General features: G+C 67.7%; 10 protein-coding genes and 1 tRNA gene. 5 read left to right on the top strand and 6 right to left on the bottom strand.

Features of this window, described 5'->3' with window-relative positions:
- Positions 1-118: 118 nt before the first annotated feature.
- Together MKK84_RS07470 and MKK84_RS07465 are read right to left on the bottom strand one after the other, a co-directional pair.
- On the bottom strand, positions 119-1,438 hold the full coding sequence (locus MKK84_RS07470; protein ID WP_243918189.1) for a polysaccharide biosynthesis/export family protein: 1,320 nt from the start codon (positions 1,436-1,438) through the stop codon (positions 119-121).
- Between the two features lie 653 nt (positions 1,439-2,091).
- Positions 2,092-2,319 (bottom strand): hypothetical protein, encoded by a 228-nt coding sequence (locus MKK84_RS07465; RefSeq protein ID WP_243918180.1) that lies wholly within the window; start codon positions 2,317-2,319, stop codon positions 2,092-2,094.
- A gap of 271 nt (positions 2,320-2,590) precedes the next feature.
- On the opposite strand from MKK84_RS07465, the gene MKK84_RS07460 reads away from it, so the two are divergent.
- Positions 2,591-2,667, top strand: a tRNA-Pro gene (locus tag MKK84_RS07460).
- Between the two features lie 25 nt (positions 2,668-2,692).
- A complete protein-coding gene (locus MKK84_RS07455; RefSeq protein WP_243918178.1) occupies positions 2,693-3,004 on the top strand; it encodes an ETC complex I subunit in 312 nt (103 codons plus the stop codon).
- Positions 3,005-3,008: 4 nt separating this feature from the next.
- Here MKK84_RS07455 and MKK84_RS07450 read toward each other — a convergent pair whose 3' ends face one another.
- Positions 3,009-3,467, bottom strand: coding sequence for a nucleoside deaminase (locus MKK84_RS07450; RefSeq protein WP_243918171.1), 459 nt, complete (start codon positions 3,465-3,467; stop codon positions 3,009-3,011).
- Between the two features lie 48 nt (positions 3,468-3,515).
- On the bottom strand, positions 3,516-4,583 hold the full coding sequence (locus MKK84_RS07445) for a spore photoproduct lyase family protein (protein ID WP_243918169.1): 1,068 nt from the start codon (positions 4,581-4,583) through the stop codon (positions 3,516-3,518).
- Positions 4,584-5,072: 489 nt separating this feature from the next.
- On the opposite strand from MKK84_RS07445, the gene MKK84_RS07440 reads away from it, so the two are divergent.
- Together MKK84_RS07440 and MKK84_RS07435 are read left to right on the top strand one after the other, a co-directional pair.
- Positions 5,073-6,986, top strand: coding sequence for a putative bifunctional diguanylate cyclase/phosphodiesterase (locus MKK84_RS07440; RefSeq protein WP_243918355.1), 1,914 nt, complete (start codon positions 5,073-5,075; stop codon positions 6,984-6,986).
- Between the two features lie 269 nt (positions 6,987-7,255).
- Positions 7,256-8,005: a collagen-like protein gene (locus tag MKK84_RS07435; protein ID WP_243918168.1), complete on the top strand. Its 750-nt coding sequence runs from the start codon at positions 7,256-7,258 to the stop codon at positions 8,003-8,005.
- Between the two features lie 145 nt (positions 8,006-8,150).
- On the opposite strand, the gene MKK84_RS07430 is transcribed toward MKK84_RS07435, so the two are convergent.
- Together MKK84_RS07430 and MKK84_RS07425 are read right to left on the bottom strand one after the other, a co-directional pair.
- Positions 8,151-9,161: an NAD-dependent epimerase gene (locus MKK84_RS07430; RefSeq protein ID WP_243918166.1), complete on the bottom strand. Its 1,011-nt coding sequence runs from the start codon at positions 9,159-9,161 to the stop codon at positions 8,151-8,153.
- A gap of 124 nt (positions 9,162-9,285) precedes the next feature.
- Positions 9,286-10,056, bottom strand: a complete 771-nt coding sequence (locus MKK84_RS07425; protein ID WP_243918164.1) for an MOSC domain-containing protein — start codon at positions 10,054-10,056, stop codon at positions 9,286-9,288.
- A 199-nt stretch (positions 10,057-10,255) separates the two neighbouring features.
- On the opposite strand from MKK84_RS07425, the gene clpB reads away from it, so the two are divergent.
- Positions 10,256-12,880 (top strand): ATP-dependent chaperone ClpB, encoded by a 2,625-nt coding sequence (gene clpB, locus MKK84_RS07420; protein WP_243918162.1) that lies wholly within the window; start codon positions 10,256-10,258, stop codon positions 12,878-12,880.
- Positions 12,881-12,935: the final 55 nt, after the last annotated feature.

Here is a 12,935-nt window from a genome sequence, read left to right as displayed (position 1 = left end):
CGGACGACGGAGACGTCCTCCATCGTCGAGATCGCGGTGCCGCGTCTGCTCCAGCCGTGTATTGCGGGTCGGGCGCCCTGCGGCGCGCCGACCCGGTGTCTACGTCGGTGGAAAGCGTCTAGCGGATGCTCTTCAGCTGCGCTCCGGGAAGCTGGCCGGCGGCCTGCTCGGACCCAAGCTCGCTGCGCCCGGTCTCGGCGAAGTCGGGCCGCCGATTGATCCGCACGCGGATGACGTCCTCGGGGAAGACGGGCGTGCTCTCCTCGGCCGCAATCTCCTGCGCCTTGCCGTCGACCTTGCGGACGATGCTGTAGGAGATCCGGGCGTTTCGATCGCTCGCCTTCGAGATGAAGCCGTCGGTCTCGGACAGCAGCGCCTGTGCCGTGCTGATCTTCTCCTTGGTCTCCTGCATCTTCAGGGAGACCTCATGGATTTCGTCGGAGACCGAATTCTTGAACTTGTTGCGCAACTCCAGGCTGTCGCGATCGGCCTTGCTCAGCTCCTGCTGGGCACGGAGGATCGAGGTCGAGATATCGAGCTTGGACGACTCGAATTGCGCGAGCTGCTGTTCGAGGGTCGATTGCCGCGCGTTGACGGTCAGACCCTTGTTCATGAGCGTATCGACCGCATCCCGCTCGCGCTTGGCGAGTTCGATCTGCCGTTGCTGCGACTGCGCGCGCTCGTTGAGCGAGGTGACCTCCTGGGAGAGGAGCACCTTGAGCGCCTCGTAGGACTTGAGCTGTGCGCGCATCGACTCTTTGCGCGACTGGAAGATGCTGCCCTGCTGCTTGATGAAATCGCGGACGGTCGGGTTGTTGGCCTGACTGTTGATTTCGGCGGGGAAGGTGATGCTGTTGGAATCCGCCAGTTCCGCGGTCAGGCGTGCGAGCCGCGTCATGTAGGAGGACAGGCTCAGCTGCAGGACGTTGAGGTCGCCCTCGCCGCTGATCGATTCCCGCTCCGGCCGTTCGTCGGCGGTCCGGCGGAATCCGCCCGCGATGCCGACCGCCTGGAGGACCGTCAGGTTGGGGCGGTAGGGGTAGTCACCGGCCTTCGTGACCGGACCGAGGATGTAGAACGGGCGGTACTGGGTGATCTCGATCGCGATCTCGGGCCGCTTGACGGTGCCGATCTTCTTGACGAGGCCCTCCGCGATGACGTCGGACAGTTCGCTCGTCGTTTTTCCCGTCGCCTTGACCTCGCCGATCAGCGGCAGCGAAAGGTAGCCCGCCGAATTGATCGTGTAGTCCCCCGATATCGCGTCCCACTCGTAGACCTGAGCCTGCGAGGCGCGCCATTCGCTCGCCCGCACGCGGGTCTTGTCGCCCGCGCCGAGCCTGTAATCGCCGTCAAGGGCATGGCCGCTCGCCGGCAGCATCACGATCAGGACGACCAGCGAACAGACGACGGCCAGAGATCTGGAACCGGCGTGACGCATGCGTATTATTCGGCGGTTCAAGCCGCCCGCATGTTTATCCATGGTCGTAATCCTTACGCATCGCCAATCCGGAAATTAAGCCATTCCTAATATCGGATCCAGGCGGAAACCCGCCCGATCTGAAAACTTGGTATCCGGCCCAGCCGCAACCCGACATGGCCTGCCTGCCGGAATCGGCGCGCGCCGGCCCTGGAACCCGGCGCATCATCGGCAGGAGCCGGCCGAATCGGGTCGTGCGCGATCCGCATCGGGTGAGCGCGCGCGGATGCGTCGCCCCGGACCCTGCCGGGATGGCCCTGCTGCGTCCAGCGCGGCGAACCGGTTCCCCAGGTTGGAGAATGCGGAGGACCGGCCGGTCCGGACTGAATCGGGGGGCATCGGCCGGACGGGCGGCGTTCGCGCGTCGCGATTGGCTAGCCATCGGGGACTTCAACGTCACTGTGCCGGTCATCGATCCGGTGCCTCCTGGGCTGATCGAGCAGCCGGTTCAGCGCGACCTGAAACCAAGCCTTGTCCGACGACCGGAATGACGGCCTCGCGTTGTGCAGCGCAACATGCCCCGGGTATACACGACAACAGGCGAAAACGCCTATTGGCGAATCATGAGACTTTTGTAACGGACGGGAGTGGCGCAAGACTCCCGCGCCCAGGCGTCACGGCCGTTTGGTCGCCGCGACCCAGCGGCGCTCGACCCATCCGGCGATGCGGCACCACAGCGCGTTCGGAAGCCAGTACAGCTTCACCGCGATGGCGCAGCCGGCCAGCAGCACCAGGAACAGATACGCCACCGCGTTCAGCATCAGGCTCGGCGGCTCGTCGGCCTCGACCCGATCGTACCAGATCGGGTCGTCGTACCGGCGCGGATCATTATCGTCCAACACTGGGATCCCTCCATCACGCGCCGGGGCGCGGCAGGAGACATTAGCAAATCATTTACCAATGCCGCTGTCACGGGCGACTGATGGATCGGCGGTCGATTGGTCCGGGTATTTCCTGTGAGTTTCGGTGATCGATGACGGATCACGCCCCGCACCGCGGCGTGATCCGGCCGCGACGCCATACAGCGGCGCCGTTTCAGCCCCCGTGCGACGCAGGCTCGCCTTGCGGCCGGATCAGCGAAACGCTAGGGATCTGAGCCCGTAAACGGGATGTCGGGGTGTGGCGCAGTCTGGTAGCGCACCTGGTTTGGGACCAGGGGGTCGTAGGTTCGAATCCTATCGCCCCGACCATTTGTTCAGGAGCCTGTCGCGTCAGATGCCGAGTGCCCGCATCTTCCGTCCGTCCCGGGACGCCACGCAGTCCGGCCTCGCCCGGACCAAGCAGTGGGTTCTGGAGTTCGACCGGACCAGCCCGCGCGAGATCGATCCGCTGATGGGCTGGAACGGATCCTCCGACATGATGCAGCAGGTCCGGCTGGAATTCGATACGGAGGAGGAGGCGGTGGCCTACGCCAAGCGCGAGGGCATCGCCTACCGCGTCGAGCAGCCGGCCAAGCCCGCTGCCCGCAGGGGTCTGTCCTACTCGGATAATTTCAAGTTCAACCGCACTGCGCCCTGGACGCACTGATCCGTCAGGCGCCCCGCCGCGCCCGCCAGGCCGGGTAGGGCGAATCGCCTGGCGGCCGAAGCTGGCTGATCTGCATCGGTTGCGCGTCGAGGGGCTGGCACAGCTCGGCATAGATCGTAGCGCTTCCGGCCCCGTACTGCTCGGCCTCCTCCGCCGAGAACGCGAAGTAGCCTCGCTTGAAGCCGGCGAGCCGCATCGCGGCATGGCACATCGGGCAGGGGCGCCCGCTCGCATACATCACGCAATCGGACAGGTCGCGGCGGCCCAGGATCCGGCTCGCCTCGCGCAACGCCACCATCTCGGCATGGGCGCTCGGGTCGTTGGTGGCGTGGACCGTGTTGGCCGCCCGGACGAGGACGGCGCCGTCGCGCACGATCACGGCCCCGTAGGGCGAGCCGCCCGCCGCGACGTTCTCGGCGGCAAGCGCGACGGCCTCGTCAATATAGGATTCGTGCGTCGACATGATCCCGCCCCTCTCAATGGCGCTCCAACGCCGGGCCCGGCCGGGAGTTCAGAACGCGTAACGGACCGTGCAGGTGGGCAGGGTCTCGGCGAGGAGCGCCTTGAAGCGCGTGAGCCACCGGCCCTTCCAGCCGGTCCGGTAGCGCAGGTTCGCGCCTCCGCCCTCCGACACCTTGGCCTCCTGGATGTCGGGCCGCCACAGGAGGTCCTCCGCGCGGGGGTGCCAGCCCAGATTGACCGCATGCAGATCCGCGTTGTGGGTCAGCATGATGATCTCGCATTTGAGCTGCGCCCTGGCGGCGTCCGAGAGCGTGCCGTCGATCTCGGCGAAGAGGGCGCGCCAATCGGCCTCCCAGCCCTCGTAGAGGATCACGGGCGAGAAATTGGCGTGGACCTCGTAGCCCGCCGCCACGAAATCGTTGATGGCGGCGATCCGCTCCGGCATCGGGGCGGTGCGCACGTCGACGATCCGGGCGATGCGCGCCGGCATGAGCGAGAAGCGGATCCGCGTCTTGCCCTGCGGATCGTAGTTCAACAGGTCGCGATTCACGGTCTTGGTGGCGAACGAGGCCTTCGCGTTCGGCAGGTCGCGGAACAGCGCGATCAGGCTCCCGACGCCGCTGCTCACCGCGGCATCGACCGAGAGATCGCCGTTCTCCCCGATGTCGTAGATCCAGAAGGCCGGATCGATCAGGTCCGGCGCCGGAAGGGGGCCTTGGCGCGCGGCGTGGCGTTGGATCGCCGCGCAGGCCTGCTCGATATTCACGAACAGTGAGATCGGGTTGGCGAAGCCCTTCCGGCGCGGCACGTAGCAATAGGCACAGGCCATCGCGCAGCCGTTGGAGGTCGAGGGCGCGATGAAATGGGCGCTTCGGCCGTTCGGACGCATGGTCAGGCCCTTCTTCACCCCCAGCACGAGGGTCGAGCGCTTGATCCGCACCCAATCGTCCACCGATCCGGCATTGCCGTGCAGGTCCGGGATGTTCCAGTGCGACGGTACCGAGATGCGCTCGGCATCGGGGAAGCGCGCGAGGATCTCCTGACCCAGCGGGTAATCGGCCACGACGGGTTCGTGGTAGATCCGTCGGATATCGAGGAGATCGCGCGTGAGGGCCATGATGGATCCGGGGCCCGGACGCGGCCCGACTCACGATATGGGGTCCGGCCGCAGGCTCGGAATGGCTTGCGACCCCTGGTCCTGGGGCCGTCCCCGTTCGCGATGCGCGGAACGCGAGAGCGCCCCGGAGCAGAGCCATCAAACGTCATGACCAAAACTTCCTATGCGCGTGTCGCATGCCGCAGCGTGGCGATCGACAGCGGATCCAGCGCTTTGTTTTGATTTCGTCACGTAGGCCGAACCGGCGTCACCGCGTCAGAAGACAGGCGATGCCCAAAGCTCGGCTCAATCCCGGCCATCTGTAGACGCCGGTTGCCCTGCAACATTATCTTACGATTCATGAAGCATCATCGGGCGTCGCTGAATGGGCGCGCGATGATTGTTCGGGATCAGGAGATGTCGGTTCCGGTGCCTCCGGGCTTGGGTAAGACGGTGCTTCCGGCCGGGGCGCTCTCGCTTGCGCTCGTTCGGAGGGACCAGCTCGAAGCCATGCGCGGCAGCGTGCTGACGGCGATCCCGGTCAACATGCTGCTCGGGCTCGCGAGCATGCTGGTCGCGTATCACAGTGGGCACGGTGAAGCCGGCGCCCTCTGGTTCGCGTTCTCCACGATCGTGAACCTGGCTCGGATCGGCCTGTGCCGTGCGACCTGTCTCGGGTTGGGCCTGACGTCGGAGACGCCCCCGGCCATGGCCGCCGCGGCCACGCAATCGGTCGATCGACACCTGCGCGCCTGCATCGCGGCGGCGTTCCTGTCCGGCCTGGTCTGGGCCTGCCAGCCGCTCCTCTGCGAAGGCTACACCTCGACGCAGACCCTGTTCTACCTCGCAATCACCTGCGGCATTACCGCTGGCGCAGTCACGCACGGGACCGCATATGCGCGGATCCCGCTGGCCTTCATCCTGTCGCCGCTGCTCTCGGTCACCATCTGCCTCGTCGCTGTCGGCGACTTCGACCGGACCTGCCTTGCGGCTTGCGTGCTGCTCTACCTCCTCGCCCTGACGCATACGGCGTTCCGGAGCGAGGCCGGTTTCCGGGAGGCGAGCCGGATCAAGAACGAGGCGACCGCGCTGGCGCGGTCACGTGCGGAGGCCCATGCCAGCGTGAGCGCCCTGGCAGACGAGATGCGCCGACGCGCCACGCATGACGACCTGACGGGTCTGCTCAACCGAGCGGGTTTCATCCAGCAAGCTGAGAGTCGCCTCCCGACCGGGTCGATCAGCCTGCTGCTGCTCGATCTCGACGGCTTCAAGCTCGTCAACGACGTGTACGGCCACAAGGCCGGCGACCGGGTGCTGGTCGAGGTCGCCCGGCGCATCCGCGCGGAGCTGCCGGAGAGCGGCCTCGCAGCGCGGCTCGGGGGCGACGAGTTCGCGGTGCTGTACGACCCCGCCGCGTCCGGCATGCCGCACGATCGGCTGGCGGCGGCCCTCGTCGCGGCGGTCGCGCAGCCCCTGGATGGTTTCGACGCGGGTCGGCTCGGCGTGAGCATCGGCGTTCATCCCGGCCCGGAACCGAGCCTGACGGAGATGCTGAGCTGCGCCGACGCGGCTCTGTACGCCGCCAAGGCGGCCGGTCGGAACCACTATCGGATGTTCGATGCGGGTCTGCGCGAGCGGCTGCAGATCCGTCGCGATCTGGAGCGCGACCTCTCGACGGCCCTGGCGGAGGGTACTCCGGAGGTGTGGTTCCAGCCGATCTACAGCATGGACGCCCAGACGCTGGTGGGACTCGAGGCCCTGGTGCGCTGGCAGCATCCGCGGCTCGGCTGGATCGCGCCGCCCGATCTGGTGGCCACGGCGGCGACCGCGGGGCTGACCGAGTCACTGCTGCGCTACATCCTCGAACAGGTCTGCGCGATGATGCAGATCCTGCGTGGCCGGGGGCTCGCGAATGTCCGCGTCGCCATGAACGTCTCCCCTCAGGAGATGGCACAGGTGCCGGTGGACGAGATCGTCATCGAGCGCTTGCGGGGCCTCGACCTGCCGGCCGCCATGCTGGAGATCGAGATCACCGAGGAGACCGCCCTCGATATCGCGGCCGTTCAGGGCAAGCTCCAGGCCCTGTCGCGGGCGGGCATTCGCGTGGCGCTCGACGATTTCGGCATCGGTTACTCGTCGCTGTCGTCGCTGCGCCAGCTTCGGGCGGACCGGATCAAGATCGATCGGAGCTTCGTCACGGGGCTCAGCGCCTCGGACGACAAGCGCGGTTTGGTCCTCGCGGTGCTGGGCCTGGGTCGCATGCTCGGGCTCGAGGTCGTGGCCGAGGGTGTCGAATCCGACGAGGATCTCCGTACCCTTCAGACGATGGGCTGCCCGTTTCTCCAGGGCTACCACTTCGGTCGGCCGATGCCGGCGTGTGAACTGGAGGCCAAGGTGTTCGCAAACCACATCGAAGCCGCCTGAGCGGGCAGGTCGGCGCGTTACCCGTGCGACCGGAATGTCGGCGCCGCGCGTGAAACCTTCGGCCCGGCGCGCCCCTCACCGGGGGCGATCTGCGGCGACGGCCGGGGCGGACGGTTGCCGAGCATTCGGGCATCAATTGCTTGCGTATTCCGCATTTGCGGAATGACCGTTGGAAAACTGCGGTTTTCCACACGCGGTATATTGATAAGGTTATTGCTTAACCTGAGCTGTGCGGCATGGTATCCGTGCAAATGATCATGGAAATTGGTATGTGCGCAGCGCGAAAGCGCAACGCCCTCTGCGGGATGGCCGCGGTCTGGGCCGCGTGGGCGGCTCCCGCCAGGGCCGAGATGCGGATCGAGGCGGCGAAGATCACCGGGGGCGACCTCTGGGTCATCGGATATGCCGACGATCCGGACGTCGAGATCACGCTCGACGGCCGGTATCCGCAGCGGACCGACAGCAACGGCTATTTCGAGTTCCGGGTCGTCTATCATCCGGAGACCTGCATCGCGACGCTTCGGACGCCGAAGCAATCCCGCGGTGTCGTGGTCAGCGGCTGTGGGCAGCAGGGTCCTCAGGCCCCCGGCATCGTCGGACCGCCCGGACCGCAGGGTCTCCGTGGTGAGCCGGGTCCGAGGGGGGAGACCGGCCGAACCGGCGAGGCGGGCGCGACGGGGATGCCGGGCCCGGTCGGTCCGGCAGGGATTGCAGGCGTACAGGGCGAGCCCGGTCGGCCAGGGCCGGTTGGCGAAACCGGTCCTGCCGGGGAGACTGGCCCGTCCGGGGTGATGGGCCCGATGGGCCCCGCCGGACCGCGCGGAGCCCAGGGGCCGGTGGGGCCGCCCGGACCGGCCGGTCCACCCGGAAAGGCCGCGGCCCCCAGCACCGCGCAGAAGGTGGCACCGCCCCCCCGGCGCGCGGCGAGCCGGCCGCGTCCGGACCGGGAAGAGCCGTCGCCAAACGCCTCGCCCGATGTCGAGCCGGGCGGCGGCGTGACGTCGGAAGATCGGTACTGAGCCAGTTTCGCAAACTGGTCTGCTGGTTTGTCGAAGAATGCCTGCGGCCGGCTCGGACCCAAGCGGAGGATGCGTTGACGTGCCGACGCAACTCTGCGGAGGGTCATGCCCGGCCGTACCCGCACGGCCGTCTCCGCCAAGTCGATCAGACCCGGTAGTGATCCCGATACCAGCGGACGAACCGCTCCACGCCGACCTCGATGGGCGTGCTCGGCGCATACCCGACCGCGGCCGCGAGATCCTCGACATCCGCGTAGGTGGCGGGCACGTCGCCGGGCTGCATCGGCAGGAATTCCTTGCGCGCCTTGCGGCCCAGGCAGTCTTCCAGGATCTCGATCAGGCGCAGCAACGGTACCGGCTGGTGGGTGCCGATGTTGTAGACCCGATAGGGGGCGCTGCTGCTGCCGGGATCGGGCGCGTCCGAATTCCAGTCGGGATTGCGTGACGCCGGCGTCCCGGCGAGGCGCACGACGCCTTCGACGACGTCGTCGATATAGGTGAAATCGCGCTGCATCCGGCCGTGGCCGAACACCCGGATGGGCTCGTCTGCCAGGATCGCCCGGGTGAACAGGAACAGCGCCATGTCGGGACGGCCCCAGGGGCCGTAGACCGTGAAGAAACGCAGGCCGCTGCACGGGATGCCGTAGAGGTGGCTGTAGCTGTGGGCGAAGAGTTCGTTCGCCTTCTTGGTCGCCGCGTAGAGGCTGACCGGATGATCGACGTTCTGGTGGACCGAGAACGGCATCCGCGTCACCGCCCCGTAGACCGAGCTCGACGAGGCGTAGAGCAGGTGGCCGATCCGCGCGTGCCGGCAGCCCTCCAGTACATTGAGAAAGCCGTCGATGTTGCTCCGCGCGTAGGCGTGCGGGTTCTCGATCGAGTGGCGCACGCCCGCCTGCGCGGCGAGGTGGATGACCGTGTCGAAGGCCTGCTCCCGGAACACCGCCTCCGTGGCTGCCCGGTCGGCCAGGTCGATCTTCCGGAACGTGAATCCGTCGAAACGCCTGAGCGCGGCGAGTCGGCTCTCCTTCAGCGCGACGTCGTAATACCCGTTCAGGTTATCGAGCCCGACGACACGGCAGCCGGCCTCCAGGCAGCGTGTGGCCACGTGATAGCCGATGAACCCGGCCGCCCCGGTTACCAGGACTTGCTTCATCGCGCGCTCCGAGGCTGCGGCACGCTCCACATATACGTGCGGCGGCGGATTGTAGACACCCTGCACCGCAATCCGGAGACGCTCGGATTATCCCGCTAGGGGCTTCGGAGCCGCCCGCCGCCGCTCAGCCCACAGGCCGCAAGGTGTCGCCGCGCGCGATCGCGCCACCCGCGATCACCTCCGCGTAGACGCCGAGATCGCGGTGGCCGAGCCGCGCGTCCAGGGTCCAGGGGATATCGCAGTCGCGGATGCCGCTGGTCGGATCGACATTGGTGGCCGCGCACCGCACCGTCCGCTTGGTGATCTTGAGCCGAAGCCCGCTCGGCGCCTCGATCACTTGGCCGACCATCTCCAACTCGGCGAAGGGGGCGAGCCCCTCGATCAGCAGGTTGCCGCGGAAGCGCAGGGGATCTACCGGCGTGCCGATGTAATCCTCCACCGCCGCCACGCTCGCTCGGTTGATCAGCGAGACATAGCCGGTGGGTGAGTCGGTGAACCGGTATTGCGGCGGCGCTTCGAGGACCTTCGGGTCGCCGCGCAGACTCTCGGGGACGAACCGGCGCATCAGGTCGGCGAGGCCGTCGCGTCCGGCCTCGGTATCGAGGCGGAAGCTCTGCGGATCGCCGCAGCCCTCCACGGTCAGCGTCGCCGTGGCATCGTCGTAGCGGGTGCGCAACCGGGCCAGGGCCTCGTCGCGCATCAGCATCAGGTACTTGGTCTTGGGCTGGTGCCGGGGCGCCACCGCGTTGAAGCCCGAGGGCCCGTTCTCGATGGCGTAGAGCCGGTCGCCGGGGAAAAATCCGCTGGTCTCGAGGTCGGCCCGCTCGACGGGTTCGGGGCTCAGGCCCTTCACCGGATAGCGGTACAAGGCGCTGACGTGAATCGCATCGGTCATGCACGCAGCGTGGCCCTGAAATGATCCGCCGCGCAAGAGCTTCGCCGCCCCTTGTGGTGCTCAATTGCAACACCACATCCGGTCTACCGGCGGCCACCATTGGCGCCGGGGCCCTCGTGCGGCGCTGTGCCGGAGGGCGACGTTTCGGTGGCGCCGTGCCTCATCTTGGGCGGCGGATGCCGGTACGGGAGGGTTGTGCATGAACTTTGAGAAATACACCGAACGCGCCCGCGGCTTCGTGCAGGCGGCGCAGAACCTCGCGATGCGCGAGGGACATCCGCAATTGCAGCCGGGCCACCTGCTCAAGGTGCTGCTCGACGATCCGGAGGGCCTATGCGCCGGCCTGATCGACCGCGCCGGCGGTCAGTCGCGCGTCGCTCTGGCCCAGACCGAGCAGTGGCTCGCCAAGCAGCCGAAGGTCTCGGGCAACGCGTCCGCCCCGCAGGCGACGCGTGAGCTGATGCGCCTGTTCGACACCGCCGAGAAGGCCGCCGAGAAGGCGGGCGATTCCTACGTCACCGTGGAGCGTCTGCTCCTCGCCCTGGCGGTGGAGAAGGATTCCGAGGCCGGCCGGGCGCTCCAGGCGGCGGGCGTCACCCCCGCCTCGCTGAACGGCGCCATCAACGCCCTGCGCAAGGGCCGCACCGCCGACAACGCTTCGGCCGAGAACGCCTACGACGCGCTGAAGAAGTATGCCCGCGACCTCACCGAGGCCGCCCGGGACGGCACGCTCGACCCGGTGATCGGCCGCGACGAGGAGATCCGGCGGACCATCCAGGTCCTGTCCCGGCGAACCAAGAACAATCCGGTGCTGATCGGCGAGCCCGGCGTCGGCAAGACCGCGATCGTCGAGGGGCTGGCCCTGCGCATCATCAACGGCGATGTGCCTGAATCCTTGCGCGACAAGAGCCTGCTCGCCCTCGACATGGGCGCGCTGATCGCCGGCGCGAAGTATCGCGGCGAGTTCGAGGAGCGGCTGAAGGGCGTGCTCTCCGAGGTCACGGCGGCCGCGGGTGGGATCATCCTGTTCATCGACGAGATGCATACGCTGGTCGGCGCCGGGAAGGCCGATGGGGCGATGGATGCCTCGAACCTGCTGAAGCCTGCGCTGGCCCGCGGCGAGCTGCACTGCGTCGGCGCGACCACGCTCGACGAGTACCGCAAGCACGTCGAGAAGGATGCGGCTCTGGCCCGGCGCTTCCAGCCGGTCTTCGTCTCGGAGCCGACCGTGGAGGACACGGTCTCGATCCTGCGCGGCCTGAAGGAGAAGTACGAGCAGCACCACGGCGTGCGCATCCAGGATTCGGCTCTGGTGGCGGCGGCGACGCTGTCGAACCGCTACATCACCGACCGGTTCCTGCCCGACAAGGCGATCGACCTCGTGGACGAGGCCGGCTCGCGCCTGCGCATGCAGGTCGATTCGAAGCCCGAGGAACTCGACAACGTCGACCGCGAGATCGTCCGGCTGAAGATCGAGGCGGAGGCGCTCAAGAAGGAGACCGATTCCGCTTCCCGCGACCGGCTGGTCCGGCTGGAGAAGGAACTCGGCGATCTCGAAGAGCGCTCGGCGGCGATCACCGCCCGCTGGAAGGCTGAGAAGGACAAGCTCGGCACGGCGGCCGGCCTGAAGAAGAAGCTCGACGAGGCCCGCAACGAGCTGGCCGCGGCACAGCGCCAGGGCCAATACCAGCGCGCCGGCGAGCTGGCCTACGGCGTGATCCCGGGCCTTGAGAAGCAGCTCGCCGAGATCGAGGCGAAGGCCGAGAACGGCCGCGACACGATGATGGAGGAGGCGGTCACGCCAGCCCACATCGCCGGTGTGGTCTCCCGTTGGACCGGCGTGCCGGTAGACAAGATGCTGGAGGGCGAGCGCGAGAAGCTCCTGGCCATGGAGGAGGCGCTCGCCAAGCGCGTGGTCGGCCAGCGCGAAGCGGTGGAGGCGGTCTCGACCGCGGTCCGGCGCGCCCGCGCAGGCCTGCAGGATCCGAACCGGCCGATCGGCTCGTTCATGTTCCTCGGGCCCACGGGCGTCGGCAAGACCGAGCTGACCAAGGCGCTCGCCGGCTTCCTGTTCGACGACGATACGGCGCTCGTGCGCATCGACATGTCCGAGTACATGGAGAAGCACGCGGTCGCCCGGCTGATCGGCGCGCCTCCGGGCTATGTCGGCTACGAGGAGGGCGGCGCCCTCACCGAGGCCGTGCGGCGGCGGCCCTACCAGGTCGTGCTGTTCGACGAGGTCGAGAAGGCGCATCCGGACGTGTTCAACGTCCTGTTGCAGGTGCTCGACGACGGGCGGCTCACCGACGGGCAGGGGCGCACGGTCGACTTCCGCAACACGCTGCTGATCATGACCTCGAATCTCGGGTCCGAGTATCTGGTCAACCAGCCCGCGGGCGCGGAAACCGAGGCGGTACGGGACGAGGTGATGGGCGTGGTGCGCAGCCACTTCCGGCCCGAATTCCTGAACCGGATCGACGAGATCATCCTGTTCCACCGTCTCGCGCGGTCGGAAATGGGGGCGATCGTGGAGATCCAGCTCGGGCGGCTGCAGAAGCTGCTGGACGACCGTAAGATCACCCTCACGGTGGACGAGGAGGCCAAGAACTGGCTCGCCGACAAGGGCTACGACCCGGCCTATGGGGCGCGGCCGCTGAAGCGGGTGATCCAGAAGAACGTCCAGGATCCGCTGGCCGAGCTGGTGCTCTCCGGCAAGCTCCATGACGGCGAGACGGTGCCGGTGCAGCTCGGCCCGATGGGGCTGATGATCGGCGACGTCACGGTCGGCACCGAGCGGCGGCCGGTCCATGCGACGCTGAACTGAGCGCCCACGGCGCGGAGTTGGTGAGGGGGCGGCGCGCCTTGATGTGGCGCGCCGC

Origin of the sequence: Methylobacterium sp. E-065 (genome assembly GCF_022829605.1) — a bacterium.
Taxonomy (GTDB): domain Bacteria; phylum Pseudomonadota; class Alphaproteobacteria; order Rhizobiales; family Beijerinckiaceae; genus Methylobacterium.
The sequence above is the reverse complement of the archived record's forward strand: the minus strand, read 5'-3'. Positions and strand labels throughout refer to the sequence as shown.

Coding starts and splice junctions, on each gene's coding strand:
- MKK84_RS07470 (WP_243918189.1), bottom strand. CDS start 1,438: ATGCGTCACGCCGGTTCCAGATCTCTGGCCGTCGTCTGTTCGCTGGTC.
- MKK84_RS07455 (WP_243918178.1), top strand. CDS start 2,693: ATGCCGAGTGCCCGCATCTTCCGTCCGTCCCGGGACGCCACGCAGTCC.
- MKK84_RS07450 (WP_243918171.1), bottom strand. CDS start 3,467: ATGTCGACGCACGAATCCTATATTGACGAGGCCGTCGCGCTTGCCGCC.
- MKK84_RS07445 (WP_243918169.1), bottom strand. CDS start 4,583: ATGGCCCTCACGCGCGATCTCCTCGATATCCGACGGATCTACCACGAA.
- MKK84_RS07440 (WP_243918355.1), top strand. CDS start 5,073: ATGCGCGGCAGCGTGCTGACGGCGATCCCGGTCAACATGCTGCTCGGG.
- MKK84_RS07435 (WP_243918168.1), top strand. CDS start 7,256: ATGTGCGCAGCGCGAAAGCGCAACGCCCTCTGCGGGATGGCCGCGGTC.
- MKK84_RS07430 (WP_243918166.1), bottom strand. CDS start 9,161: ATGAAGCAAGTCCTGGTAACCGGGGCGGCCGGGTTCATCGGCTATCAC.
- MKK84_RS07425 (WP_243918164.1), bottom strand. CDS start 10,056: ATGACCGATGCGATTCACGTCAGCGCCTTGTACCGCTATCCGGTGAAG.
- clpB (WP_243918162.1), top strand. CDS start 10,256: ATGAACTTTGAGAAATACACCGAACGCGCCCGCGGCTTCGTGCAGGCG.